24 protein-coding genes are annotated in these 26,294 nt (G+C 71.3%); 9 read left to right on the plus strand and 15 right to left on the minus strand.

The features are described from left to right. Nucleotides 1-16: 16 nt before the first annotated feature. Together G6G98_RS04225 and G6G98_RS04230 are read right to left on the minus strand one after the other, a co-directional pair. Nucleotides 17-742 carry a tyrosine-protein phosphatase gene (locus tag G6G98_RS04225; RefSeq protein WP_067350846.1) on the minus strand — a complete coding sequence of 242 codons (726 nt, stop codon included), beginning with the start codon at nucleotides 740-742 and terminating at the stop codon, nucleotides 17-19. Beyond that, nucleotides 739-1,209: a carboxymuconolactone decarboxylase family protein gene (locus G6G98_RS04230; RefSeq protein ID WP_067350843.1), complete on the minus strand. Its 471-nt coding sequence runs from the start codon at nucleotides 1,207-1,209 to the stop codon at nucleotides 739-741. The genes G6G98_RS04225 and G6G98_RS04230 overlap by 4 nt, the downstream gene beginning before the upstream one ends. Before the next feature lie 171 nt (nucleotides 1,210-1,380). On the opposite strand from G6G98_RS04230, the gene G6G98_RS04235 reads away from it, so the two are divergent. From G6G98_RS04235 to G6G98_RS04260, 6 genes are all read left to right on the plus strand, one after another. Beyond that, complete coding sequence (locus G6G98_RS04235; RefSeq protein WP_164233624.1) at nucleotides 1,381-2,307, plus strand: alpha/beta fold hydrolase; 927 nt, start codon at nucleotides 1,381-1,383, stop codon at nucleotides 2,305-2,307. Nucleotides 2,308-2,396: 89 nt separating this feature from the next. Continuing rightward, nucleotides 2,397-3,914: an ABC transporter substrate-binding protein gene (locus G6G98_RS04240; protein ID WP_067350837.1), complete on the plus strand. Its 1,518-nt coding sequence runs from the start codon at nucleotides 2,397-2,399 to the stop codon at nucleotides 3,912-3,914. A gap of 16 nt (nucleotides 3,915-3,930) precedes the next feature. Next, nucleotides 3,931-4,881: an ABC transporter permease gene (locus G6G98_RS04245; protein WP_164233622.1), complete on the plus strand. Its 951-nt coding sequence runs from the start codon at nucleotides 3,931-3,933 to the stop codon at nucleotides 4,879-4,881. Beyond that, on the plus strand, nucleotides 4,878-5,747 hold the full coding sequence (locus tag G6G98_RS04250) for an ABC transporter permease (RefSeq protein WP_164233620.1): 870 nt from the start codon (nucleotides 4,878-4,880) through the stop codon (nucleotides 5,745-5,747). The genes G6G98_RS04245 and G6G98_RS04250 overlap by 4 nt, the downstream gene beginning before the upstream one ends. Continuing rightward, nucleotides 5,744-6,535, plus strand: coding sequence for an ATP-binding cassette domain-containing protein (locus tag G6G98_RS04255; RefSeq protein WP_067350831.1), 792 nt, complete (start codon nucleotides 5,744-5,746; stop codon nucleotides 6,533-6,535). Before G6G98_RS04250 ends, G6G98_RS04255 begins: the two co-directional genes overlap by 4 nt. Further along, nucleotides 6,532-7,326, plus strand: a complete 795-nt coding sequence (locus tag G6G98_RS04260; RefSeq protein WP_164233618.1) for an ABC transporter ATP-binding protein — start codon at nucleotides 6,532-6,534, stop codon at nucleotides 7,324-7,326. The genes G6G98_RS04255 and G6G98_RS04260 overlap by 4 nt, the downstream gene beginning before the upstream one ends. On the opposite strand, the gene G6G98_RS04265 is transcribed toward G6G98_RS04260, so the two are convergent. From G6G98_RS04265 to G6G98_RS04275, 3 genes are read right to left on the minus strand one after another with little or no spacing between them, the layout of a single operon-like run. Beyond that, nucleotides 7,315-7,938: a GNAT family N-acetyltransferase gene (locus tag G6G98_RS04265; protein ID WP_067350826.1), complete on the minus strand. Its 624-nt coding sequence runs from the start codon at nucleotides 7,936-7,938 to the stop codon at nucleotides 7,315-7,317. The genes G6G98_RS04260 and G6G98_RS04265 overlap by 12 nt on opposite strands. A 48-nt stretch (nucleotides 7,939-7,986) precedes the next feature. Further along, a complete protein-coding gene (locus G6G98_RS04270) occupies nucleotides 7,987-8,688 on the minus strand; it encodes a uracil-DNA glycosylase (protein WP_067350824.1) in 702 nt (233 codons plus the stop codon). Continuing rightward, complete coding sequence (locus G6G98_RS04275; RefSeq protein WP_067350821.1) at nucleotides 8,688-9,470, minus strand: SDR family oxidoreductase; 783 nt, start codon at nucleotides 9,468-9,470, stop codon at nucleotides 8,688-8,690. Before G6G98_RS04275 ends, G6G98_RS04270 begins: the two co-directional genes overlap by 1 nt. Before the next feature lie 146 nt (nucleotides 9,471-9,616). On the opposite strand from G6G98_RS04275, the gene G6G98_RS04280 reads away from it, so the two are divergent. Together G6G98_RS04280 and metX are read left to right on the plus strand one after the other, a co-directional pair. Next, complete coding sequence (locus tag G6G98_RS04280; protein ID WP_164233616.1) at nucleotides 9,617-10,939, plus strand: bifunctional o-acetylhomoserine/o-acetylserine sulfhydrylase; 1,323 nt, start codon at nucleotides 9,617-9,619, stop codon at nucleotides 10,937-10,939. A 153-nt stretch (nucleotides 10,940-11,092) separates the two neighbouring features. Next, nucleotides 11,093-12,301: a homoserine O-acetyltransferase MetX gene (metX, locus tag G6G98_RS04285; protein WP_067350817.1), complete on the plus strand. Its 1,209-nt coding sequence runs from the start codon at nucleotides 11,093-11,095 to the stop codon at nucleotides 12,299-12,301. 77 nt (nucleotides 12,302-12,378) lie between these two features. Here the strand turns inward: metX and G6G98_RS04290 are convergent, their stop codons facing one another. The 8 genes from G6G98_RS04290 to G6G98_RS04325 all read right to left on the minus strand — a co-directional run bounded on the left by G6G98_RS04290 (nucleotide 12,379) and on the right by G6G98_RS04325 (nucleotide 22,396). Continuing rightward, nucleotides 12,379-15,792 carry an InlB B-repeat-containing protein gene (locus G6G98_RS04290; protein WP_164233615.1) on the minus strand — a complete coding sequence of 1,138 codons (3,414 nt, stop codon included), beginning with the start codon at nucleotides 15,790-15,792 and terminating at the stop codon, nucleotides 12,379-12,381. Nucleotides 15,793-15,936: 144 nt separating this feature from the next. After that, nucleotides 15,937-16,683, minus strand: a complete 747-nt coding sequence (locus tag G6G98_RS04295; RefSeq protein ID WP_084788242.1) for a GntR family transcriptional regulator — start codon at nucleotides 16,681-16,683, stop codon at nucleotides 15,937-15,939. Between the two features lie 8 nt (nucleotides 16,684-16,691). Next, nucleotides 16,692-18,026 carry a HupE/UreJ family protein gene (locus G6G98_RS04300; protein WP_067350810.1) on the minus strand — a complete coding sequence of 445 codons (1,335 nt, stop codon included), beginning with the start codon at nucleotides 18,024-18,026 and terminating at the stop codon, nucleotides 16,692-16,694. Nucleotides 18,027-18,109: 83 nt separating this feature from the next. After that, nucleotides 18,110-18,724 carry an NUDIX hydrolase gene (locus G6G98_RS04305; RefSeq protein ID WP_067353571.1) on the minus strand — a complete coding sequence of 205 codons (615 nt, stop codon included), beginning with the start codon at nucleotides 18,722-18,724 and terminating at the stop codon, nucleotides 18,110-18,112. 9 nt (nucleotides 18,725-18,733) lie between these two features. Then, nucleotides 18,734-19,954: an MFS transporter gene (locus tag G6G98_RS04310; protein ID WP_067350808.1), complete on the minus strand. Its 1,221-nt coding sequence runs from the start codon at nucleotides 19,952-19,954 to the stop codon at nucleotides 18,734-18,736. Nucleotides 19,955-19,963: 9 nt separating this feature from the next. Continuing rightward, the gene (locus G6G98_RS04315; RefSeq protein ID WP_067350806.1) at nucleotides 19,964-20,311 is read right to left on the minus strand and encodes a thiamine-binding protein; all 348 of its coding nucleotides are present in this window, start codon (nucleotides 20,309-20,311) and stop codon (nucleotides 19,964-19,966) included. 4 nt (nucleotides 20,312-20,315) lie between these two features. Beyond that, complete coding sequence (locus G6G98_RS04320) at nucleotides 20,316-21,569, minus strand: hypothetical protein (RefSeq protein WP_243841997.1); 1,254 nt, start codon at nucleotides 21,567-21,569, stop codon at nucleotides 20,316-20,318. Beyond that, a complete protein-coding gene (locus G6G98_RS04325) occupies nucleotides 21,566-22,396 on the minus strand; it encodes an ADP-dependent NAD(P)H-hydrate dehydratase (protein WP_067350804.1) in 831 nt (276 codons plus the stop codon). Before G6G98_RS04325 ends, G6G98_RS04320 begins: the two co-directional genes overlap by 4 nt. A gap of 55 nt (nucleotides 22,397-22,451) precedes the next feature. Between G6G98_RS04325 and G6G98_RS04330 the strand changes: the two genes are divergently transcribed. Continuing rightward, on the plus strand, nucleotides 22,452-23,519 hold the full coding sequence (locus G6G98_RS04330) for an NADH:flavin oxidoreductase/NADH oxidase (RefSeq protein ID WP_067350801.1): 1,068 nt from the start codon (nucleotides 22,452-22,454) through the stop codon (nucleotides 23,517-23,519). A gap of 63 nt (nucleotides 23,520-23,582) precedes the next feature. On the opposite strand, the gene G6G98_RS04335 is transcribed toward G6G98_RS04330, so the two are convergent. Both G6G98_RS04335 and G6G98_RS04340 read right to left on the minus strand, forming a co-directional pair. Further along, complete coding sequence (locus G6G98_RS04335) at nucleotides 23,583-24,644, minus strand: hemolysin family protein (protein WP_164233612.1); 1,062 nt, start codon at nucleotides 24,642-24,644, stop codon at nucleotides 23,583-23,585. Beyond that, on the minus strand, nucleotides 24,641-25,957 hold the full coding sequence (locus G6G98_RS04340; RefSeq protein ID WP_164233610.1) for a hemolysin family protein: 1,317 nt from the start codon (nucleotides 25,955-25,957) through the stop codon (nucleotides 24,641-24,643). The genes G6G98_RS04335 and G6G98_RS04340 overlap by 4 nt, the downstream gene beginning before the upstream one ends. Nucleotides 25,958-26,294 lie beyond the last annotated feature (337 nt).

The raw sequence follows: 26,294 nt of genomic DNA on the forward strand, positions 1-26,294 counted from the left end.
CCAAGTGAAGGGTTGCCTAACCTTCCTCGGAGGGGGCCGACTCCACGAGGACAGCGCGGAGCGCCGCGATCTCCGCATCCGTCATCCCGTTGGCCCGCAGGTAGTCCGCCGCCGAGCCCCACCGCTCATCCACCTGCTGCAGCAGAGACCGCATCACGGGCGCCGGCGACTCGGTCGCCAGCGCGACGGCGTGCAGGGCGTCCGGATGCTGCGCCCGGAGGTACGCGGCGATGCGCCGCGACCGCTCGGGCGGCAGCTGGGACGCGGTGAGCGCGTAATCCTCGACGATCGCCTCGCGGTCGGCACCGACGGCGGCCAGCGCGAGGGCGACGGTGACACCGGTGCGGTCCTTGCCGACCGTGCAGTGGACGAGCGTCGGCTCCCCCGCCGCGATGACCCGGATGGCGGCGACCAGCCGCTCCCCGCTCTCCTCGAGCAGATGCAGGTAGAGGTCCTCGAGACTGGTGTCGGCCTCGAAGAAGGAGCGCACCGAACCGAGGAAGAGCGGGAGGTGCGTCGTCTCCGGGCCCTCGATCTCGGTGGGCTCCGCCGCGACCTCCTCGCCGTCCCTGAGGTCGACGATGTGGCGCACCACCTGTCGGAGCGCCTCCGCCCCCGCGGCGGACGCCCCGGAGAGCTGCCCGGAGCGCAGCAGGATGCCTGCGCGGATGCGCCCGCCCTCAGCCGGGATGCCTCCGACGTCGCGGACGTTGTTCACTCCGTCGATCTCGAGGACCGTCATGCCTGCGGCGTCCTGGGCGGCACCGGATAGCGACCGGCGATCACGATGCGGTTGAAGGCGTTGATCGAGACGCAGGCCCAGCTCAGGGCGGCGTACTCCTTCTCAGTGAACACCCCGCCGACGAGATCGTAGACCTCGTCGGAGATTCCCTCCTCGGCGATGAAGGTGAACGCCTCGGCGAGCTCGAGCGCCGCGCGCTCGCGGTCGGAGAACACGTGGCTCTCGCGCCAGGTGGCGATCTGCATGAGCGTGTCGGTGTCGATCCCCGCCTTCACGGCGCGGTCGACGTGCACACGCGTGCAGTAGCTGCATCCGTTGAGCTGGGAGCAGTGGATCATGACGATCTCCTTGAGGCGATCGTCGATGCCGTTCGCGGCGCAGATGTCGCCGACGGTGTGAGCGAAGGCATCCAGGGCCTGGTACGCGGTGGGCTCGGTCTTGGACAGGTGCACGCGCTTCTCGCTCATGACTCCAGCATATGCGCGTCGCGAGGGACCGCGCCCGACCACTCCTGCGCCGCTGCGGATCAGAATGCGAATCATGGAATGACCGCAAGTTGAGATCTGTTACCCAAGATCGCGAGAAAAGTTGTCATATTGCTCGCGCGTTTCGTGAGCACCTCATGACGGGAGCAGAATATGGACGTGGCGACCGACAACAGCGAGTTCAGCTATCTTCCCGCACAGGCCGAGGCCCTGGGCGTTCCGCTGCCGACGGTCGAGAGGATGAGCCTCGCACTCCCCGACGGCCGCACGCTCAGCGCCCTGCGGTTCGGCGCCGAGACGCCCCGGGTCACGCTCCTGCACGGAGCGGGACTCAATGCGCACACCTGGGACACGACGGCTCTCGCACTCCGGCATCCGCTGCTCGCGATCGATCTCGCAGGACATGGCGACTCCTCCTGGAGAGAGGACCTCGACTACACGCCGCGCACCCTCGCCGTCGACGTCGCGGCCGCTCTCGACGCGTGGACCGACGCGCCCCAGCTCGTGGTCGGGCAGTCCCTCGGCGGGCTCACCGGCGCGGCCCTCGCGGCCGCGCGCCCTGACCTCGTCGCCGAGCTGATCGTCGTCGACATCACCCCGGGCATCGACGTCTCCGCCGGTCCCTCGGCGCTGCGGGAGTTCTACGCCGGCCCCACCGACTTCGCGACGCGCGACGAGCTGGTCGCCCGTGCGATCGCCTTCGGCTTCGGCGGCACCCGACCGGAGACCGAGCGCGGCGTCTTCCTGAACACCCGGGTGCGCCCTGACGGCCGGGTCGAGTGGAAGCACCACTTCGCACACCTCGCGGCCCAGGCCCTCGCATCTCACGACGCCGGCGCTCCGGCTTCCCCCTCGGCGCTCCATGAGGCGGGGTGGGCGGACCTCGCCGGCGCCACCACGCCGATCACGCTCGTGCGAGCGACCCGGGGCTTCGTCACGGAGGCGGATGCGGATGAGCTCGCCCGACGGCTGCCTGATGCCCGGATCGTCGCGATCGACGCGACCCACAACGTCCAGGAGACCGCGCCGAAGGAGCTCGCCGCGCTGATCGCGTCCGCAGTCCCGGCGGCGGGTTTGTGACACTTCGTTCCGCCTCCGCCCCTCCCCCTCCGATCAATCCCTAGGCTCGTTCCACCGGCTGACCCGGCCGCACCGAGAGGAAGCAACACATGTTCCGACGCACGCGACGCCACGCGCTGATCGCCTCGCTCGCGGCCACGGCCGTGATCCTCAGCGCCTGCACGACCGCCCCCGAGCCCGCCGCGACGCCCACCGGAGAGCCCGACCCGGACGCCACGCTCCAGGTCGGCCTCGTCCTCGAGCCGACGAACCTCGACATCCGCCGCACCAGCGGCGCCGCCCTCGAGCAGATCCTCATCGACAACATCTACGAGGGACTGGTCAGCCGCACGCAGGAGAACGAGATCGTCCCGCGGCTCGCATCCGACTACGAGGTCTCCGACGACGGCCTGACGTACACGTTCACCCTCAACGAGGGCGTCGTCTTCCACAGCGGCACGGCGCTGACCTCGGCCGACGTCGTGTCGTCCTTCGAGGCGGTCCGCACGGACGCGACGCTGCAGGGGAACGCCGACTTCGCCTCCGTCGCCTCGATCACCGCACCGGACGCGAGCACCGTCGTGATCACGCTCACGGAGCCGAACCAGAACTTCCTCTTCACCCTCACGGGCCCCGCCGGGCTCGTCTTCCAGACCGGCGACACCACCGATCTCAAGACGGCCGAGAACGGCACCGGCCCGTTCACGCTGGCCCGCTGGAGCAAGGGCAGCGCCATCACGTTCACGCGCAACGACGCCTACTGGGGCGATCCGGCGGGCGTCGCCGAGGTCGAGTTCCAGTACATCCCCGACTTCACGGCCGGTGTGAACACCGCACTCGACGGCGGCGTGCAGGTGCTCACGGCCGTCGACCCGAACCTCGCGCCGCAGCTTGAGGACTCCGGCGACTTCACCCTGACCACGGGGCGCACGACCGACAAGGCCACCCTCGCGTTCAACAACGCGAAGGCCCCGCTCGACGACATCCGCGTCCGAGAGGCGCTGCGCCTGGCCATCGACCACGAGGCGCTCGTCGAGGCGGTCGGCGCCGGTTCGACGCTGTACGGCCCGATCCCGGAGCTCGACCCGGGTTACGAGGATCTCTCCGACGTCGTCTCCTACGACCCGGAGAAGGCGAAGAAGCTCCTCGCGGAAGCCGGCCACGAGGAGCTCGAGCTCACGCTCACCATCCCGTCGTTCTACGGCACGACGGTTCCGAAGGTGCTCATCTCCGACTTCGCGAAGGTCGGCGTCACTCTCGAGGTCGACTCGGTCGAGTTCCCGGCCTGGCTCGAGGACGTCTACAGCAACCACGACTACGACCTCAGCTTCGTGCTGCACGTCGAGCCGCGCGACTTCGGCAACTTCGCGAACCCGGACTACTACTTCGGCTACGACAACGCCGAGGTGCAGGGTCTGTACGCCGATGCGCTGGCGGAAGTCGATCCCGACAGGTCCGCCGAACTGCTCGCCGAAGCGGCACGCATCGTCTCCGAGGACCACGCCGCCGACTGGCTCTACAACGGCGCCACGATCACCGCGGTGAGCCCGCTGGTCTCCGGCTTCCCGCAGGATTCGATCAACTCGCGCATCGACCTCGCCGGCGTCACCGTCGCCACCGAGAAGTGACGGCGGCCGCCGCTTCGTGATCCGCTACGCGCTCGTCCGGGGAGCCCTGCTCATCGCAGGGCTCCTCGTGTCGAGCGCGCTCATCTTCCTCACGCTCCGGGTGTTCCCCGGCGACGTCGCCCAGCTCATCGCCGGGACCCAGGCGTCGCCCGCCGAGGTCGAGGCGCTGCGCGAATCCCTCGGACTCAACCGCCCGCTTCCGGCGCAGTACGCGGAATGGATCGGCGGGATCCTCCGCGGCGACCTCGGCACCTCGCTGCTGTCCGGCGCCTCCGTGGGCGAGGAGCTTCTCGAGAAGGCCCAGGTGACGGTGCCGCTCGGCATCCTCTCCCTGCTCATCGCGATCCTCATCGCCGTGCCCTTCGGGATCCTCGCCGCTCTGCGGCGCGGATCCCGCGGCGGAGCCGCGCTCAGCTTCGGCGCCCAGGCCCTCGCGGCCGTCCCCGTGGTCTGGGCGGGCATGATGCTCATCGTCGTGTTCTCCGTCTGGCTGGGCTGGCTGCCCCCGCAGGGCTTCCCTCGCACCGGCTGGTCGACTCCGGGCAGGGCGCTCGAATCGCTGCTGCTGCCCGCGCTCACGATCGGCATCGTCGAGGGCGCCATGCTCATGCGCTTCGTGCGCAGTGCGACGCTCCAGGCCGCGAGTCAGGACTTCGTCCGCACGGCCGCGGCGAAGGGCCTCACCCGCACGCGGGCGCTGATCCAGCACGGCATCCCCGCCGTCGGCCTGTCGATCGTCACCGTGCTGGGCCTGCAGGTGGCGGGGATCATCGTCGGCTCGGTGGTGATCGAGCAGCTCTTCACGCTGCCCGGGATCGGGCGGATGCTCGTCGCCGATGTGGGCACGCGCGATCTGATCAAGGTCCAGAGCGAGCTGCTCGTGCTCACCGGCTTCGTCCTCGCCGTCGGCTTCCTCGTCGACCTGATCCACCGGGCGATCGACCCGCGGCAGAGGGAGGCGGCATGACCCCGGCATGGCTGCGCGTCCTGTGGCGCACCCCGGCAGGGAGCTTCGGGCTCGTCGTGGTGTCGGTCGTCGCTCTGCTGGCGCTCGTGGCGGTGTTCTGGACGCCGTTCGATCCGCAGGAGTCGAACGTCCGCGACCGCTGGGGCGTACCCGGCTGGCCGCATCTGCTCGGCACGGACGACACCGGACGAGACATCCTCAGCCTCATCATGGCGGGAGCGCGCACGACGGTGTTCGTCAGCGTCGGCGCCGGCGTCATCGCCACGCTCGTCGGGATCGCCCTGGCCGCGCTCGGTGCGCTCACCGCGCGGTGGATGCGCGAGACGGTCGCCGTGCTCGTCGACATCCTCATCGCCTTCCCCGTGCTCCTCATCGCGATGATGATCTCCTCGGTCTGGGGCGGTTCGCTGTGGGTGGTGATCTGGTCCGTCGGCATCGGATTCGGCGTGAACATCGCCCGGGTGACGCGCCCGGAGCTGCGCCGCGTGCAGCAGAGCGACTTCGTCCTCGCCGCCCGGGCCTCCGGGCTGACCGCCGGGCAGAGCCTCGCCCGGCATCTGCTGCCGAACGTCGCCCCCGTGTTCATCGTGCAGCTGTCCTGGTCGATGGCGGTCGCCGTGCTCGCCGAGGCCGGCCTCTCCTACCTCGGCTTCGGAGCCTCTGTCGTCGAACCCAGCTGGGGACTGCTGCTCGCCGACCTGCAGCGCTACATCGGCGTCCATCCGCTCTCCGTGATCTGGCCGGGTCTCGCGATCACCTTCACCGTGCTCGCCCTGAACCTCCTCGGCGACGCCCTCCGCGAAGCCACCGATCCGACGCTGCGCCACCGCGCGGCCGAGGTGCACACCCCGGCGGTGATCGCATGAGCCTCGTGGTGCAGGACCTCGTGATCGAGATCGGCGGGCGGCGGGTCGTCGACGGGGTCTCCTTCGAGGTTCCGGACGGAGCCCGCCTCGGCCTGATCGGCGAATCGGGGTCGGGCAAGTCGCTCACCGCCCTCGCACTGCTCGGGCTGCTCCCCGACGGCGCGACGGCGAGCGGGAGCATCCGCTGGAACGGCACCGAGCTGATCGGGATGCCGGACCGCGAGCTCGCCGAGATCCGCGGCGACGAGATCGGCATCGTCTTCCAGGAGCCGCGCACCGCCCTCAACCCGATCCGCACGGTCGGGCGGCAGATCGCCGAGGCCGTCCGGATCCACGAGGGGCTGGGACGGCGCGAGGCGAGGGTGCGTGCGATCGCAGAGGCCGCCCGCGTGCGGCTCCCCGACCCTGAGTCCCTCGTCGACCGGTATCCGCACCAGATCTCCGGCGGCCAGCGCCAGCGTGTCGCCATCGCCATGGCGCTCGCCTGCCGGCCGCGCCTGCTCATCGCCGACGAGCCCACGACGGCGCTCGACGTGACGATCCAGGCCGAGATCCTCGCCCTGCTGCTCGGCCTGGTCGAGGAGGAGGGCATGTCCCTGGTGTTCATCACGCACGACCTCGCGGTGCTCGCCCAGGTCGCGACGCACGGAGTCGTCCTCGAGCACGGGCGGGTGGTCGAATCGGCCCCTGTCTCCACGCTGCTGAGCGCGCCGGCCTCGCCGATCACGCAGGGGCTGCTCCGCGACGCCACCGCGACGCTGTGGCGTCCGGACGGAGGTGGCGCATGAGCCTCATCGAGGCCCGCGGACTGCGGCGCGACTTCGTGGTGCCGAAGCGCTCCGCGTTCGAGCGCACGCGCCGGCACACCGCGCTGGCCCCCACCGACCTCGATGTCCCGGCCGGCACCTCGCTCGGCATCATCGGCGAGTCCGGCTCCGGGAAGTCGACGCTCGTCCGTCTGCTGCTCGGTCTCGATCGCCCCACCTCCGGCACGGTCGCCGTCGACGGCCGGAACGTCGACGCCACGGCATCCGCCAGGTCGCTGCACTGGCTGCGTCGCGCGACCGGACTCGTGTTCCAGGACCCGTATGCGTCCCTGGACCCGCGGATGACGGCGGCGCAGATCATCGGCGAGCCGCTGTGGGCGCTGCAGCTCCCGGGAGACCACGCCGCGCGGATCCGCGAGGTGCTGCTCCAGGTCGGGCTCGAACCGGAGATGGCCGGCCGCTACCCGCACGAGTTCTCCGGCGGCCAGCGTCAGAGGATCGCGCTCGCCAGGGCGATCGTGCACCGGCCGCGCATCCTCGTGGGCGACGAGCCGCTCTCCGCGCTCGACGTCACCGTCCGGGCGCAGATCCTCGAGCTGCTGATCGAGCTGCGCGAGACGACCGATCTGACGCTGCTGCTGGTGTCGCACGACATCGGCGTCGTGCAGAACCTCTGCGATAGCGTGATCGTCACGAAGGACGGCCGCATCGTCGAGCGGGGAGCCACGAAGGACGTGCTGCTGCGCCCGCAGGACGACTACACCAAGGCGCTGCTCGCGGCGATCCCGGTGATCCCGGGGTCAGCCGCCTGAGACCGGCCTGCGGCCGAACAGCTTCCGCCGCCCCGTGTGCTTCAGGGACTTCTTCATGTACACCGTCCCGAGGTCGCGGCCGAACTTGTGCCCGACGCGGCCCGTGCGGCCTGCCTCGACGAAGCCGAGCCTGGCGTGCAGCCGGATCGATGCCTCGGCCTTGCTGTCGCTGATCACGGCCACCATCTCGCGGATGCCGAGCTGCTCGCACGCGTCGATGAGCTCCTGCAGAAGGGCGGCGCCGAGACCCTTCCCGCCCGCACCGGGGCCGAGGTAGATGGAGTCCTCGACGGTGTAGCGGTACGCGTTGCGCCCCGCCCACGGCTGAGCCAGCGCGTACCCGAGCACGACCCCCGCCGGCGACACGGCGACGAGGAACGGCAGGCCCAGCCTGCTCAGCAGCGCGAACTTCTCCCGCCAGTACGGGATGCTGCTGCGCCGTTCGTCCAGCGTCACCACCGAGTTGCTCACGAAGTGGTTGTAGATCTCGCGGATGTGCGGCAGATCGGCGCTGCGGGCGGGCCGGATCGCGTAGGCGAAGACCTCCGGGGCGGGCGCAGGGCGCAGATGACGCGGCAGGACCCGACGACGGTCACCGGGTTCGAACTGCATGCGATCAGCATAGGTCCGATCGGCGCCGCGCGGCGGGCGGCGCCGCGATCACTTCTCGCCGTCGACCCGCCAGTCGACGGGCGCGGCGCCGAGACCTTCGAGCAGGGCGTTCGACCGGGAGAACGGACGGGAGCCGAAGAACCCGCGGCTCGCCGACAGCGGCGACGGGTGCGCGGAGGCGATCACCGGCGTCGCGCCGAGGAGCGGCTGCAGGTTCGCGGCATCCCTCCCCCACAGCACCGCCACGAGCGGCGCATCACGGGCTACCAGGGCGCGGATCGCGAGCTCGGTGACCTTCTCCCAGCCCCAGCCGCGGTGAGAGGCCGCGGCCCCCGGCTGCACGGTGAGCACCCTGTTCAGCAGCAGGACGCCCTGATCGCTCCACGCCGTGAGATCGCCATGGGGTGCGGGCGGGATGCCGAGATCGCTCTCGCGCTCCTTGTAGATGTTGCCCAGGCTCCGCGGCAGCGGACGCACGTCGCGGTCGACCGCGAAGGAGAGCCCGATCGGATGCCCCGGCGTCGGATAGGGGTCCTGTCCGGTGATCAGCACCCGCACGTCGGCGAGCGGACGCTGGAAGGCCCGCAGCACGTTCGCACCGGCCGGAAGGTAGCCGCGCCCGGCCGCCTGCTCGGCGCGCAGCCGCTCCCCCAGCGCGGAGATGATCTCCTGCGCCGGGGCGAGCGCCTCCGCCCAGCCGGGATCCACGAGCCCGTCGCCGGCGAGCTCTGCGAGGCTGCGCGGCGGCATCAGTCGTCGGCCCGCACGCGGAGCGGACCGCGGGCGAGAAGGTGATTCGCCGACTGCGCCACCGGCCGCATCGTGATGAGGTCGAGGTTGACATGCCGTGGCGCGTCGAGAGCGTAGGCGATGACGTCGGCGACGTCGGCGGCGACGAGCGGCGCCTCCACGCCCGAGTAGACGGCCTCCGCGGCCACGGCGTCGCCGCCGAGGCGGTTGAGGGCGAACTCCTCGGTGTGCACCATGCCCGGAGCGATCTCGGAGACGCGGATGGGCTCGCCGTTCAGCTCCAGGCGCAGGGCGTGCACGAGCATCGCCTGCGCCGCCTTCGCGGCGTTGTAGCCGCCGCCGCCGGCATACGCGACCTGCGCGGCCGTCGACGTCACGAAGAGCGTGTCCGCGTGCCCGTCGGCATCGGCCGCCCTCCGCAGCAGCGGCAGGAACCCTGCCACGAGGCGCTGCGTGGCCAGCACGTTCGCGTCGTACATCCACTGCCAGTCGTCGATCGAGGCGTCCTCGACCCGATCGGTCCCGCGGGCGCCGCCGGCGACCTGCACCAGGGCGTGGACGGGCCCGGATGCCTCCACCGCCGCGATCATCGACGCCACGGCATCCGCGTCGGTCAGGTCGCAGGCGACGACCTGCGCTCCCGTCTCAGCGGCGAGCGCGGCCAGCCTGCCCTCGCGTCGGGCCACCCCGACCACGTCCCACCCTCGGGAGCGGAGGGCGCGAACCGTCGCCTCGCCGATCCCCGAGCTCGCACCGGTCACAACTGCACGCCTGTTCACCATGCCCTCCACCGTACGATGTTCCGCGTCCTGACGCAGGCAGGCACTGTTACGTCACATGTCCCGTCCGTTGTTGACAAGCGCCGAAGTTCCGTACTGTCGCTGCAACGGCACACGGCCGACAGACCTACGAGTTCCAGGGGGAACACATGTCCGCACCCGAGACCTGGCGTTTCGAGACCAAGCAGATCCATTCCGGCGCCGCTCCCGACCCGGTCACCAAGGCACGCGCGACGCCGATCTACCAGACCACCTCCTACGTGTTCGACAGCGCGGACCACGCGGCCAACCTGTTCGCCCTGGCCGAGTTCGGCAACATCTACACCCGCATCCAGAACCCGACGCAGGATGTCCTGGAGCAGCGCCTCGCGGCTCTCGAGGGCGGCACCGGCGCCCTCGTCCTCTCCAGCGGCCAGGCCGCGTCGACGTTCGCGATCCTGAACATCGCCGAGGCGGGCGACCACTTCGTCGCCTCGAGCTCGATCTACGGCGGCACCTACAACCTCTTCAAGTACACCCTCGCCAAGCTCGGCATCGAGGTCACCTTCGTCGAGAACCAGGACGACCCGGAGGAGTGGCGCCGCGCGGTCCGCCCGAACACCAAGCTGTTCTTCGCGGAGACCATCGGCAACCCGCAGATCAACGTCCTCGACATCCGCACCGTCGCCGACGTCGCCCACGAGAGCGGCGTGCCGCTCATCGTCGACAACACGATCGCGACCCCGTACCTGATCCGTCCGTTCGAGCACGGCGCCGACATCGTCATCCACTCCGTCACGAAGTTCCTCGGCGGACACGGCACGACCATCGGCGGCGTGATCGTCGACGGCGGCACCTTCGAGTGGTCGAAGAACGTCGAGAGGTTCCCCGGTCTGACCGTGCCCGACCCGTCCTACCACGGCGCCAGCTACACCACAGCCGTCGGCGACCCGCTCGCGTACATCATCAAGGCCCGGGTGCAGCTGCTCCGCGACCTCGGCTCCGCGATCGCCCCGCAGAGCGCCTGGAACCTCATCCAGGGCGTGGAGACCCTGTCGCTGCGCATCGAGCGTCACGTGCAGAACGCGCAGGAGATCGCCGAGTGGCTCGACAGCCGCGACGACGTCGCCGCCGTCAACTACTCCGGCCTGCCGTCCTCGCCGTGGTACGCCACCGCGAACAAGTACGCGCCCAAGGGCGTCGGCGCCGTGCTCTCCTTCGAGCTGAAGGGCGGCGTCGAGGCCGGGCGCGAGTTCGTGAACAGCCTCTCGCTGTTCAGCCACCTCGCGAACATCGGCGACGTGCGCTCGCTGGTCATCCACCCCGCCTCGACCACGCACGCGCAGCTCACTCCCGAGCAGCAGCTGACCGCCGGAGTGACGCCGGGCCTCGTGCGCCTGTCGGTCGGCATCGAGAACATCGAGGATCTCAAGGCCGACCTCGACCAGGCTCTCGCCGCGGCGCGCCGCGTGTCGGAGGCCGCTCGCGCCTGACTCTCCTCCTCAGAGACGCAGAGGCGCCCCGGATCGTGGTCCGGGGCGCCTCTGCGCGTTCCGGGGTCCGCGTCGTGTGCCGGCCGGTTTCGAAATGAGACGCGCTGCCGTAACCTTCGCCGGCCGCCACCCCGTGCAGGCGAGAATGGAGGGATGGACTGGCAGACGACCTCGGAGGACACGGTGCCGTCGGCACCGGTGACCGAGGCCGACGTCCGGCTTCTGCGCGCGCGCCCGCCGGCCACCGGCGCCTGGCGGGACGGCGATCCCGCCGGCGGACGGCGCTTCGCCTCCTTCGGCGGATTCCAGACCGAGAGCGGCTCCGAGCTGCCCGGCATCCGTCTCGCCTTCGAGACCTGGGGCGAGCTGAACGCCGCCCGCGACAACGCGATCCTCGTCCTGCATGCGCTCACCGGCGACAGCCACGTGCGCGGCGAGGCCGGGGCCGGCCACCCCACCGCCGGCTGGTGGGAGGAGATCGTCGGGCCCGGCGCGCCGCTGGACACCGACCGCTGGTTCGTGATCGCGCCGAACATGCTCGGCGGCTGCCAGGGGTCCACGGGTCCTGCGAGTGTCGCCCCGGACGGCTACGAGTGGGCCTCGCGGTTCCCGTACCTGACGATCCGGGACCAGGTCTCAGCCCAGGTGCGCCTGGCCGATGCGTTCGGAATCGACGCCTGGGCCGCCGTCATCGGGGGTTCCATGGGCGGCATGCACGCCCTGGAGTGGGCGATCACGCATCCGGAGCGCGTGCAGCGGCTCGCCGTGCTGTCCTCTCCCCCGGTGACGACCGCCGATCAGATCGCGCTGAACACGGTGCAGCTGGAGACGATCCGGATGGACCCGCGCTTCCAGGGCGGGGAGTACTACGACCTCGCCGACGGCGACGGCCCGCATCGCGGTCTCGCCCTGGCACGGCGGATGGCGCTGCTGAACTACCGCAGCCCGATCGAGCTCAACCAGCGCTTCCAGCGCTCCTGGCAGTCGGGGGTCTCCCCGCTCGGGCACGGCGGGCGGTTCGCGGTGGAGTCCTACCTCGACTTCCACGGCAACAAGTTCACGCGCCGTTTCGACGCGAACAGCTACATCACGCTCGTCGAGGCGATGAACTCGCACGATGTGGGGCGAGGACGCGGCGGCGTCGAGGAGGCTCTGCGCTCGGTCACCGCGACCGCGCTCGTGCTCGGCATCGACAGCGACCGGCTCTTCCCCGTCGACGGGCAGCATCGCATCGCCCGGAGCATCCCGAACACGCTCGACGGCAGCGAGGCCGTGGTGCTCGCCAGCGACTTCGGGCACGACGGCTTCCTCATCGAGACCGAGGCCGTCGGCGCGCATCTGCGCCGGCTGCTGCGCGCCTAGCCGGGAGCCGACCCGCGTCCACGCGGAAGGGTCCAGGACTCGAGCGAGTCCCGGACCCTCCGCGCGTCAGCGGCCGATCACTTCCTGCCGGCGACCTTCGCGGTCTTCGGCGAGGTGCTGACGGCGGTCGTGAAGCCGTCGGACTCGCCGGTGACGATCACCTGGATCCGCTTGTTGCGGTCCGACGGGGCGACCGTGTAGGTCGCGTCGTCGGCGCCGCGGATCGGCTTGCCGTCGCGCAGCCACTGATAGGTGAAGCGCTCGGCGACGGGCACCCAGGCGCCGGTGTCGGCCGTGAGCGTGGCCCCGACCTTCGCGGCGCCGTCGATCTCCACCGCCGTGGCGAGGAACTCGCGAGGGATGTCCGCGTCGATCGCGTCGATCCGCACGTCGTCGATCGCCCACCACCAGTTGTTGCCGGCGACGTAGCGGAACTTCACGGTCGCCGTCGTGGCGCCCTCCGGGACGTCGACGGCCTCATCACGGTGGCTGTTGATGTCGTCCTTCTCCGGCGAGCCGGCGCCCCAGGCTGCGAGCGTGACGCGCTCCCCCGTGTCGAACTCGACGTACGCCTCCGCCGTCTGGTCGTCCTCCTGGCGGTAGCTGTTGTCCCACTGCACCCGCACCTGCACGCTGCCCTCGGGGAGCGTCAGCGCCGGGGCGTTCAGCGTCGTGTCGATCCGGCCTGCGCCCGGGGCGTCGTTCCACTCGTCGCCGTCGGCCACGGCGATCACGCCGGTGCCCTTGGTGAAGCGGTCGCGCTCCTGGTTCTCGGCGAGCCAGAACTCGGGCGTCGCGAACGTCCAGCCGCGCAGATCCTGCATCCCGCCCGTGCCCATGCCGTCGGCGTTGGTGACCGACCAGCCGTCAGGGCCCTGCTGGGTCCAGCCGACGACACCGGGGTTGTGCTGGATGCCGGGCTTCAGAGCATCCTTCAGACCGTCGAAGGACTCGTCGGTCAGCGAGACCGTGAGGTCCTGCCACTGCGCATAGAGGGTGATCGTGGCACGGGCCTCGGCGATCCCGGTGACCTCGGCGCCGTCGGCATAGTAGGTCCCCGATCCGTCGGGCTCCGTGTTCCAGGCGATGAACCGCTGGTGGGCGCGCTCGAACCCGTTCTCCGTCAGCGTGCCCGTGCCGTCGGCCGGGAGCTCGCTCGGCGCGGTGGATCCGCCGGTGGCGCCGTTGCCGTCGTAGACGACGCCGTAGTGACCGGGGAGGCCGAACACGCCCGTGACGGTGACGTCGCGCTCGGGCATCTCGAAGGCGCCCTCGGCGATCTCGATCGCGCCGGCGGGCACGTCGATGCCGTCGACGGCGATCTCCCAGGCCCACAGCTCGTCGCCGGCGGCGGGACTGCTCGTCATGCGCACCGTCTGACCGGCCGGAGCCGATGCGGGGTCCGCGGCGACCGTGCCGTCTCCGCGGACGGCCGTGGTGACGGTGTGCGGCTCGGCCGAACCAGAGGAGCCGGTGAACACGGCCTCGACGGAGACTGCACCGGCCGGCATGGTGAACGTGCCGTCGGCGATCTCGAGGTCGCCGTCGACGACGTCCCACCCGAGGAACGTCTCTCCCTGGGCGGGTGTCGCCGACAGGGTGACCTTCGCTCCGGGGAGCGCCTCCGTCACGTCCGCCGAGGCCGTGCCGGCGCCCGCGACGGTGACCGCGACGTCGTAGCCGCTCGTGGTGAAGGCGGTGCGCAGCTGCTCGCCCTCCTTGCCCCAGGTGTTGATGGGCGTGATGCGCGCCTCGTACTCGCGTCCGGGCTCCAGGTTCCACACGATGTGCCTGAGGGTCTCCGGCATCGGGATGAAGTAGAAGCCGGACCACTGCGTGAACGTGTTCACGACCTTCTGGGTGGCGGTGTCGACCACTTCGTAGCGGTACTTGTGGACGATGTCGCCGACCTCGTTGGGTGCGACCTCGGCCTGGTCGAACGTGATCATCGCCTGGGTCGGCTCGATCTCGGATGCCGTCACCGCGGCCCCCGCGGGCCAGATCGGCGCACCCGTGCGCTCAGCGCGGGCGTCGCCGAGCGGGAAGCGCTGCTCGAAGGCGAGCGTCTCGTCGACGCTGTCGGCGATGTCCCACGTCCAGACCTGGTCCTCCCAGGCCTTCGCTCGGAGATCGTAGGTCTTGATGGTCACCTGCGAGCCCTCGACCTGGACGATCGCGGTCTCGCGGTTGTTTCCGCCGTCGTCGGGCGTGCTGTCGCTCGTGACCTTGCTGTACGGGTCGGTGCTGACGACGCCGCGCTCGAACTCGTAGTAGTCCAGCGGCGGGGCGTTCACCGTGGTGAAGCCGCCTGCCCCCTCGGCGCCCTGCCAGATCGAGGAGGAGATGTGGTTCGGGGTGTGGATGTGGCCGCCCCAGACCACCGCCTGCGGGTAGTCCTCGAACAGCGACTCGAAGGAGTCGCCGCATCCGGTGGCGAGCCCGGAGCCGTACCACTCGTTCGACACGTAGTGCGTGCAGCGCAGCGGGGCGTGCACGAGCACGAAGATCGGCTGCGTCGGGTTCTCCGCGACGGCCGCGGCCAGGCGGGTGCGCAGCCAGTCGGCCGCGTAGGCGTAGTCGTTGCTCGCGCCGGCGGTCGGGTGGCCGGTGCTCTCGTCGAGCTGACCGGATCCCGGGCTGACCGTGATGAAGTGGTAGCCGTTCATGACGTGGTCGGCGTTCGGAGCCTGGCCGAGCGTGGATTCGAAGAGCTTGTAGCCGGACAGGTTCGAGCCGACGTCGTGATTGCCGAGGGACGCGATGACGGGAAGGTCGCCCTGGCTGCGGTCGAGGGTGTCGCGCAGCCCCTGGTACTCCGCCGAGGTGGCGTTGTTGGTGAGGTCGCCGACGAACAGCGCGGCGTCCATCCCCTGCTCCTTCCAGAAGCCGAACGCCTCGTCGAGGTCCGACCACCGGTTGTGGATGTCGCCGATCGCGGCGAAGGAGACGCTTCCCGGCTCGCCCGAGGGCAGCTCGGCCGCGGCCCGGGCCGGGCTCGTCTCGGTCCCGGCGAGCGGGGCGGGAGCCGAGACGGCGAGGTCGTACGTCTGCGTGGCGAGGTTGCCGGCCGCGTCCATGGCGGCGTAGGTGACGACATACGCGCCGGGCGCCTGCGGCGTCAGCGGGAAGTCGCCCTCGGAGTTCTCGTACAGGCGCGCATCGACGCCGTCCGGTCCGGTCGCGGTCACGACGAGCGCGATCTCCTCGCCGGAGTCGTCGGTCACCTTCGCCGCGGGGAGCACGAGCTGCTCGTCGACGGCGGCGCTGTCAGGGATCTCGACGGCGGACAGCACCGGGGCGGTGGTGTCGGCTGCCGGTGCGGCCGCGGGTGTCGCGGAGGCGGGAGCGGTGGCGGAATCGGCGGGCGGCGCCGGCGCGTCATCGGCAACGGCCGGCGGCATCGCCAGTGCTCCGGCCATCGCCGACGCAGCGACGGCGGCCAGAGCCCGGCCGGACCATGCGCGCACCCGGGACGGGTGGTGTGTGGACACTGTGTTCTCCAAGGATCGAGTGGGAGGGGTCGACTCCACGGCACCAGCGCGAGATGACCATCCGATGAACGGCGTGTGACGCGATCCGGATGCCGTCGCGCCGGGCCTCGGATCTCCGCGCCCGCTGTGCACAATGGGCGGCTGTTAGCCCTCGGCTGTCGCCTCGAAGGCGAACTCCCCCGGAAGGTAGCGGTCCTCGCCGAACTCCACCGCGCGTCCGTCGCGGGAGTAGGTCGACCGCTGGATGGCGAGCAGCGGGCTGGACCGGCGCACCCCGAGCAGGCGGGCGTCGCAGCTCGAGGCGGGGGTGGCGAAGATGCGGTGCGTGCCGAGCGCGAGGTGGATGCCTGCCGCCTCCAGGTCGGCGGTCGTCGAGACGACGTCATCCGGCATCGCCTCGACGATGGGCATCACCCACGGCGCCCATGTCGAGCGCTCGACCATGACGACGCGCGCATCCAGCGTGCGCACGCGTGAGAAGCGGAGCACCCTGGTGCCCGGCGGGACGCGCAGCAGGCGGGCCTCCCGTACCGTGGCGGCGCCATGGTCGCGTTCGACGATCCGTCCGCCGGGGCGCACGCCACGGCTCTGCGCCCATTGGGCGAAGGAGCGCATGCGGTTGAAGCTCTGCACCTGATCGACGAGCCGGACGTACCACCCGGCGCCGCGGCGCGACTCGATCAGGCCACGCCGCGCCACCGCGGCGAGCGCGGTGCGGATCGTGGCACGCGAGACCTCGTACTCCTCGGCGAGCGCCTGCTCGCTGGGCAGGCGGGTGCCGGTGACGAACTCGCCGTCGAAGATCCTGCGGCGCAGGTCGTCGGCGATCCCCCGTGCGGCGGTGCGCGACATCTCGGCCGGAGCGACGATCGACACGGTCATGGCGGTCATCCGGCGGTTCAGGCGCCCGCGACGAGTCGCTCGATGAACCAGTACAGGCCGGTGAACGCCACGGTCGCGGAGACGACGATCCCCGTCCACAGGCCGGCTGCCGGGATCCGCCGGCGCAGGAGCAGCAGTGCGGGGAAGACGATCACGATGATCGCGACCTGGACGGCTTCGATGCCGAGGTTGAACACCAGCAGCGCGCCGAGAAGCCCCCAGGACATCGGCTCGTCGATGCCGAGCGCCCCGGCGAACCCGATGCCGTGGATGAGGCCGAAGACGAAGACCACCGCGATGCGGATCGCGTCGGCGCGGCTGAGCCCGCGCGTGCGCCCCGTGTCGCCGACTTCCGTCACGATCGCCGAGCGCTCCCGCACCGCCACGGCTCCCCGTCCGACGGCCGTGGCCTGCGCCGCGGGGGCGGACGTCGAGGCCGCGGACGCGACGGCGTCCGCTCGCCGGGACTGCGCGACGCCCCAGAGATACCAGAGAGCGACGACCGCGATGGAGAGGGCGATCACCGGCTCCACGATCACGGCGGGGACGCTGACGATCCCCAGCGCCGCGAGGATGAACGTCACCGAGTGCGCGACCGTGAACGCGGTGGCGGCGAGGAGGATGTCCCGGAGCCGGCGCGAGCCCACGATCAGGGCGAGCAGGAACAGGATGTGGTCGAGCCCGAAGAGCAGGTGCTCCCCGCCGAGGACGAAGAACTCCCACATCCTCGAACCCCAGTCCTGGTCCGTCGTCATCGTCGGGGCCGTGTCGGTGTCGAGGTTCGCGACGCCGGAACCGGAGCGGAGGTCGTACGCGACCACGGTCGTCGTCCTGCCGCCCGGCTCGGTTCCCGGGAACAGCGACGTCGTGATGCGATACGCCGGAGCCGCGGCGGCCTCGACGTCGCGGCAGTCCGACTCGATGACGATCCGCGCGTGCGGCACATTCTCGATCAGCACGATCTCGAACGGTGCGGCGAGGGAGTTCGTGCACGCCACGGGTTCGCCCTCTTCGTGTCCGGATGCGGGCGTGACGGTCCACCGCGGCAGCACGTAACCGGACACCGTGTCGGCGTGCGCGTCGATGACGCGGGTGGTCAGCCTCGCCGGATCCTGGCCCGACGCCTGGACGTCGGCGAACGCCTCCTGCTCGAAGTCCGCCGCGCCCATCGCCCGGGCCCCGTCGACGGCGAGGAGCACGTATTCCAGGTCGAGCACCGTGCGCACGATCCCGGGTTCCGGTTCGGTCACCTCCGCGTAGACGGTCGCCGCATAGTCGTGGGCGGCGACGGGCAGTGCCGGCACGAGCAGGGCGAGCGAGAGGAGGATGACGGCGAGGATGCGGCGGAGCACGGGGGTCCCTTCGGAAGCGAACGCCTGACCTTGCCAGTCCCGTATGAACGCAGGGTTGCCGTCGCGCGAATTCGTCCGTTCGATCAGGTGCGTCCGGTGGTGAACCGCCAGGGAAGCGTCCCGGTCTCCAGCCGGTCCTCTCCCCATCGGAACTCCCGCCCCGCGGGGGTCTCGACGATCCTGGTGCGGAACAGCCGGGTCGCCCCGGCAGCCGCCAGCGCGGAGTCCACGTCGCCGAAGGCCGAGAGCCGATGCAGGGAGACCCACGTCGGCGGGAACAGGGTCCACTCCCCCGCCCCGTGTCGAGCCAGGCCCTCCGCGGGGCTCACCCATTCGGCGCTCACGACCTCGTCGGGAGCCGGATGCAGTTCCCCTCCCGGGTCGCGTGCGAGGAAGAACCACGTGCGGATGCGCACCGGCACCTCGGCGGGCGGATGCCACTGCGACCAGGGCACCAGTCCGTCGATCGCCAGCCCGGTCTCCTCGAGCGTCTCGCGGATGCCGGCGCGACGCGCGTCGTCCGCCTCCGAGGCGCCGGGAAGTCGGTCGCCGCCCTCCACCTTGCCACCGGGGAACACCCAGGCCCCGGGGAAGGAGCCCCGGTCGGGCCGGCGGATCAGGAGCACCTGGAACCCTGTGGACGCCGGTCGCAGCAGCACGACGGTGCCCGCGACGGGGAGGTCCTCGGGTTCGGTCACACCCACACTCTACGGGCGGGCGGTCACCGGACGGCGCGCCTCCAGGCGGTACGACAGCAGCGCGATGCCGAGGCCGGCGACGGCGAGCACCGCGCCCGTCCACGACGGCGCGGTGAAACCCCAGCCGATCGCGATGACGACGCCGCCGAGGAACGCGCCCAGGCTGTTCCCGATGTTCAGGGCGGAGTGGTTCAGCGCCGCGGCGATGGACTGGTTGTCCTCCGCGACATCCATCAGCCGGGTCTGGATGCTCGGGCTGAGCACCGAGGACACGAAGCCGACGAGGACGACGAGCAGGCTCAGCGTGACGATCCAGAACGCCAGCAGCGCCAGGAGGGAGAAGACCACCGCCATCGCGGCGAGTCCGGCGAGCAGGGTGCGCCGGAGGTCGATGTCGGCGAGATGACCGCCGACGAGGTTGCCCGCGGTCATGCCGACGCCCATGAGCACGAGCACGATCGGCACCGCCCATTCCGGGGAGCCGGCGATGTCGGTCACGACCGGGGCGATGTAGCTGTACACCGCGAAGAAGCCGCCGAATCCGATCGCTCCCACGCCGAGGGTGAGCCACACCTGCGGGATGCGGAACACGCCGAGCTCCGCGCGCATGGTCCGCCCCGGCTCGCCGGCGTGCTCCGGCACGAAGAAGACGATGCAGACGGCGGCGAGCGCGAACACCAGGGCGACGACGGCGAAGGCCGCCCGCCAGCCCCACTGCTGCCCGAGGAAGGTGCCCAGTGGCACGCCGACGACGTTCGCGACGGTGAGGCCGGTGAGGATGAACGCCACGCCCTTGGCGCGGTTCCCCGGCCCCATCACGTCGGCAGCCACGAGGGCGCCGATCCCGAAGTAGGCGCCATGCGGGAGGCCGGCGAGAAACCGCGACATCCCGACCAGCTCGAAGGTCGGGAGCACGACGGTCAGCGCGTTGAACAGCGTGAGCGCGAGGGCGAGGCAGATCATCACCCGATGCCGGGGGAAGCGCGCGACGAACCCGGCGATCGTCGGGGCGCCGACGACGACCCCCAGCGCGTAGAGCGAGATCAGCCAGCCGGCCTGGCTCAGCGCGTCCTCGGGGCTCGTCGCCCACAGCGCGGGCAGGAGGTCGCCGGCGATGTCGGGCAGAAGCCCCATCACGACGAACTCGGTCATGCCGATGCCGAAGCTGCCGATGGCGAGAGAGAGGAGCGCCCTCTTCGCCGCACCCCTCGAGCGGGTCGAGGGAGTCATCCGTCCATGCTACCGGGCGTCGGAGTCCTCGATCGCCGTCTCCAGGCGCTCGATCTTCGCGTCGAGCTCACCCGAGTAGCCGGGACGGATGTCGGCCTTGAGCACGAGCGAGACGCGAGACCCGAACGGCATCACCGCCTCGGTGGCGCGCTTGACGACGCCCATCACCGTGTCCCAGTCCGGGCCCTCGATCTCCGTGAACATGCTGGTGGTGCGGTGCGGCAGACCGGACTCGCGGACGACGCGCACTGCCGCGGCGACGGCGTCATGGACGGACGCGTCTGCACGGTCCGCGCCGTCGGCGGGGGTGCCACCCTGAGGGATTCCGCTGGGGGCGACGGAGAAGGCGATGAGCATGATCTCACTTCCTGTTCTTCAGATGGTGGGCGTTCTTCGGATGGTGGGCAGGCACCCGCACCAGGGCGCGGATGCCGACGGCGAGGAGGACGATGAGCAGCGCGTTGCGCGCGGTCAGGATCAGCACCGGCACGAGCTCGCCCCGCAGCAGCGCGTCGTAGCTGAGCGGGTACACGAGGCAGGTGAGGGCGCACAGCGCCAGCACGAGCACCGCCGGCACGCGTGCCCTGGTGCGGTCGAGGACGGTCCAGAGGATCACGGGCGCGAACAGCCAGGTCTGGAACTGCGGGGAGCCCACCTTGTTGACCACGATGAGCGCGGCCACGAGCGACAGCGCGAGCGGCGGGAACAGCCGGGGGAACGAGGAGCCGCGCACCGCCTTCACCGCGCCGATCACGCCGAGCACGATGACGAGCAGGACCATCAGCGGCGTGAGCACGGCGCCGACGGCATCCGCTCCCGCCGCGCCGATCTGAAAGGTGAGGATCTCGAAGCTGTACTCGATGCGCGCGGCGCCGGCCACGGCGAGCCAGAGGAACGGGGTCGCCGCCACCGCCTCGATCTGCAGTCCGCGTCCGGTCTGCGCGGTGAGGAAGCCGAAGAGCTCGGTATCCGCGCCGAGCAGGAACAACACGGCCACGACGCCGGCCGTCACCGCCGCGGCGGCGAAGAGGATCCGCACCCTGGCACGGAACGCGATGACGGCAGCGAGAACCAGGGCGCCCGGCCAGATCTTGATCCACGCACCGATCGCGAGCAGGGCGGCGGCGATGGTGGGGCGATGCGTGAGCCACAGCCCCGCGATGACGGCGAGCGGCACGACGATCGCGTCGATCCGGTACATCGCGATCGGACCGAGCAGCAGCAGTGCACCGCACCAGAACCAGGCGGCGATCCGGCGGGGCTGCGCGGGGGACGGACCGACCAGCACGCCGAAGGCGACCGCGTCCAGCGCCGTGACCAGCACCGCCCAGGCCACGAGATAGGCGCCCGAGACGCCCATGGCCGCCACCAGCGGAGCGGAGAGCGCCTTGGCGAGCAGCATCGGCAGCAGGGCGAGCTGCGGGTAGACCCAGGTCTCCGTGACGCCCACGACCGAGCCGCCGCTCAGAGCGGCTGCCGACCACGGCTCGTAGACGAGCACGACGTCGCCCATCGGCTGGCTCGGATAGATCCAGCCGACGACGGCGACGAGGCCGTGCACGAGCAGGAAGGCGACCCAGAGCACGGCGAGGCGGCCGGCTCGTGCGCGGCTCACGGGAGCAGTTCCGCGATCGCGTGCGGCAGGGCCTCGGCCACGTCGAGGGCGACGATCGGATGCCCGGGGGCGCCGTCGACGGCGCCGGCCGCGAGCCGGGCGGCGCTGCCATGCAGCCACGCGCCCGAGGCCGCCACCTCGGCGAGGGGAGCATCCGGATTCGCCGCGACGAGCGCCCCGAGGATGCCGGCGAGCACGTCTCCGGTGCCGGCCGTCGCCAGCCAGCCGGTGCCGGCCGCGACCTCGATGACCCCGCCCGCCGGTGCGGCGATCAGGGTCCGCGCGCCCTTCAGCAGCACGGTCGCACCGAGTTCGGCGGCCGCCCGCTCGGCGTCGGCGGCGCGGTCCCCGGTCGCCGGCAGCTCCAGGAGCTCGCGCAGGCGCGCGAACTCCCCCGCATGCGGCGTCAGCAGCAGCGGGGCGGTCGCGCCGGGCGCCAGATCGAGGGCGCCCGCGTCCACGACGACCGGCGTCGTCCCCGCCAGGATCTCGCGCAGCGCCGCCGCCTCCACGGTCGAGCGGTGCATGGCGTCCGTCCCCGATCCGATCACCCAGGCTCCGATCCGGGAGCGACCGGTGTCGGGTCCGGCGACGGTCTCCGGCCGGCGCGCGAGCACGGCGTCCGCCGCCCTCCCCTCGCCGACGTAGCGGACGAAGCCGGCGCCCGCGCGCCACGCCGCCTCGACGCCGAGCACGGCCGCCCCCGGATACGCGGGCGAGCCGGTACGCAGCGCCACCACCCCGCGGGAGTACTTGTCGTCGGCCTCCCCGGGGACGCGCAGGAATCGTGCGGCATCCGCGCGGGACCATTCCCGGATATCGACCATGACTCCACGTTAGTGCGACGACCCTCCCCCGCTCCCCAGCCGATAGCGTCGTACGGTGAGCATCCTCTTCTCTCCGCTGAGCATCCGTTCCGTCACGTTCCGCAATCGGCTGTGGGTCTCTCCCATGTGCATGTACAGCGCCGTCGACGGCCTCGTCCAGGAATGGCATCACGGCCATCTCACCCAGTTCGCCTCCGGCGGGGCGGGGCTCGTCGTCGCCGAGGCCACCGCCGTCGTGCCCGAGGGACGGATCTCCCCGCGCGACGCCGGCATCTGGAACGACGAGCAGCGCGACGCCTGGGCGCCCGTCGTGCAGGCGATCCACGACCGCGGCGCCCTCGCCGGCATCCAGCTGGCCCACGCCGGACGCAAGGCCTCGACCTGGTGGCCGTGGGCGGAGCAGCGCGGTTCGGTGCCGGTCGCCGACGGCGGCTGGACCACGGTCGCGCCCTCGGCCGTCGCCTTCGAGGGCTTCGCCGAGCCGGTCGCCCTCGATGCGGCCGGGATCGACGCGGTCGTCGACGCGTTCGCCGTGTCGGCCCGGCGCGCGCTCGACGCCGGCTTCGACGTGCTCGAGCTGCATGGGGCCCACGGGTACCTGCTGCACCAGTTCCTCTCACCCCTGTCGAACCGGCGGGACGACGAGTACGGCGGCTCCCTGGAGAACCGCGCACGGCTGCTGCTCCGCGTCGTCGACGCCGTGCGCGCGGAGGCCGGCCAGGATGTGCCGCTGTTCGTCCGCATCTCCGCGACCGACCACGCCGAAGGCGGGTTCACGGCCGACGAGGCGACGATCGTCGGCGGCTGGGCCTCCGATCGGGGCGCGGACCTCATCGACGTCTCCAGCGGCGGGCTCGTGGCCCATCAGCAGATCAGCGTCTTCCCCGGATATCAGGTCTCCCTCGCGGAGACGGTGCGGCAGGGCGGGCGCATCCCGGTGTCCGCCGTCGGCCTGATCACCGCGTCGGCACAGGCTGAGCAGGTCCTCGTCGACGGCGCCGCCGATGCGATCTTCGCCGGCCGGGAGTGGCTGCGCGACCCGCACTTCGGCCTCCGCGCCGCGCACGAGCTCGGTGCGGAGGTCGCCTGGCCGCCGCAGTACGAGCGCGCGCGCTGGCGCTGACACCCGCGACGACGAAGGCCGCCGCCCCGTACGGGCGGCGGCCTTCGTGCGTGCGGGAGCCGGTCAGTGCCCGCGGACGCGACGGGTCGCGTCCTGGACCTCCCCGACCAGCTCCTCGAGGATGTCCTCCAGGAAGAGCACCGCGGTCGTGCGACCATCGGCGTCGCGCACCCTGGCGAGATGCAGGCCGGCCCGTCGCATCACGGCGAGCGCATCCTCCAGGTCCGTGTCCTCCTGCACCGGAACCAGGTGGTGGATCCGCTTCGCCGGGATCGGCACGGCCATCTTCGCCTCGGCGTCCGCTCCGTCGGCGGCGCGGAGGATGTCCTTCAGATGCACGTAGCCGACCGGGGCGCCCTCGTCGTCGACGATCACGTACCGGGAGAACCCGTACCGCGCGACCGCCTTCTCGATCTCGTCCGGAGTGGTCGTCGGCGGCAGCGTCACCAGGTCGTGCAGCGGCACCGCGATGTCGCGCGCCTTCTTGTCCGTGAACTCCACGGCGGCGGCGACCGCCCCGGCGGCATCGGCGAGCACGCCCTCGCGGCGCGACTGATCGACGATGGTCGCGACCTCCTCGAGCGTGAACGTGGACGCCGCCTCGTTCTTCGGCTCGACCCGGAACAGGCGCAGCACCGCGTTGGCCGAGGCGTTCAGCAGCCAGATCACCGGCATGAACACCTTCGACACCCACACCAGCGGCGGGGCGAGGAACAGCACGGCGCGGTCGGGGATCGAGAACGCGAGGTTCTTCGGCACCATCTCGCCGAACACCACGTGCAGGAACGACACGATCAGCAGCGCGATCGTGAACGACACCGTGTCGACGACGGCATCCGACCAGCCGATCGCGTGCAGCGGCGCCGCGAGCAGATGGTGGATCGCCGGCTCGGACACGTTCAGGATCAGCAGCGAGCAGATCGTGATGCCGAGCTGGGAGGTCGCGAGCATCAGCGTCGCATGCTCCATCGCGTACAGCGCGGTCTTCGCCGCGCGCGAGCCCTGCTCTGCGCGCGGCTCGATCTGGGAGCGCCGTGCGGAGATCACCGCGAACTCGGCTCCGACGAAGAAGGCGTTGGCGACGAGCAGCACCACCAGCCAGGCGATTCCGGCCCAGTCGCTCATCGGGTCACCTCCTCATCGTCGTCCGCCGGTCTCGGGACGTAGCGGATGCGGTCGACGCGACGGCCGTCCATGCGCACGACCTGCAGCGTGCCGGTGTCGATGTCGACCTCGTCGCCGACGGCCGGCACGCGCTCGAGCACGCTCATCACGTAGCCGGCCACCGTGTCGTAGACGTCGCCCTCCGGCACATCGACGCCGGCGCGGCGACGGAGCTCGTCGGGGCGCAGCTCACCGGGGAACGTGACCCCGTCACGGCCGACGATGACGCCCGCGCGGGAGCGGTCGTGCTCATCGGCCACCTCGCCGACGATCTCCTCGACGAGGTCCTCGAGCGTCACGAGCCCGGCGGTGCCGCCGTACTCGTCGACGACGACGGCGAGCTGATAGCCGCGGGCGCGGAGCTCGGCGATGAGGCCGTCGATGTGCACGGTCTCCGGCACGCGCAGCGGCTCCGTGGAGAGCGCGCCGACCGGCACGTCCGCACGGCGGTCGCGCGGCACCGAGATCGCGGCCTTCAGATGCACGACGCCGGTGATGTCGTCGAGATCGTCGTCATAGACGGGGAAGCGGCTGTGTCCGGTGCGACGGGCGAGCTTTATCACGTCGTCGGCGGAGTCGCCCGCGGCGATCGCGTGCATGCTCGGCCGCGCGGTCATCACGTCGGCCGCGGTCAGTCGGGAGAAGGTCAGGGTGCGGTCGAGGAGCGTGGCGGTGTCCTCCTCGAGGAGTCCGGCACTCGCCGAGCGGCGCACCAGGGAGGAGAGCTCCTCAGCCGTGCGGGCGCCGGAGAGCTCCTCCTTCGGTTCGATGCCCATGCCGCGCAGCACGCCGTTCGCGCTGCCGTTCAGGACGACCACCGCGGGCTTGAACACCGTGGTGAACGCGACCTGGAACGGCACGACGAGCTTGGCGGTCGCCAGCGGGAGCGCGAGGGCGAAGTTCTTCGGCACGAGCTCGCCCAGGATCATCGACAGCGCGGTGGCCACGAGCATCGCCACGACGGTCGCGATCGGCGCGATGGCCGCCTCCGGGATGCTCCAGGCGCGGAGTGTCGGGCTCAGCAGGTTCGACAGCGCCGGCTCCATCGTGTAACCCGTGAGCAGCGTGGTCAGCGTGATGCCGAGCTGCGCCGCCGACAGGTGCGTCGAGGTGTGCCGCAGCGCGCTGATGGTCAGGGAGAGCCGGGATTCGCCGCGCGCCTGGCGAGCTTCGAGGTCGGCGCGGTCGAGATTGACCAGCGCGAACTCGCTCGCGACGAACAGGCCGGTCCCGACCGTGAGCAGGAGCCCCACGCCCAGCAGGATGAGATCCATCAGAGGTTCCTCTCAGTCTCGAGAGGCGGGCGGTGGGGCGATGTACTGCAACTGGGAGGGTCGTCCATAGTGGTCCCGATTGTACAGAAGGCCGCTGTGGGCGCGGCGGGGCCGCGCCTCGCCCACCGACTCCCGCGGTCACGCGGTCCGTCCCTGCTCGCGCGGTCCTTCCCTGCTCGCGCGGTCTCTCCCTGCTCGCGCGGTCTCTGCCTGCTCGCGCGGTCTCTCCCTGCTCGCGCGGTCTCTGCCTGCTCGCGCGGTCTCTCCCTGCTCGCGCGCTCGAAGCTTCAGCCGCGTGTGCAGGGAACAGCAGCGTGAGCGGGATGGAGACGCGCGC

The sequence above is a fragment of the Microbacterium hydrocarbonoxydans genome (assembly GCF_011752045.1).
In the GTDB taxonomy this organism is placed as follows: domain Bacteria; phylum Actinomycetota; class Actinomycetes; order Actinomycetales; family Microbacteriaceae; genus Microbacterium.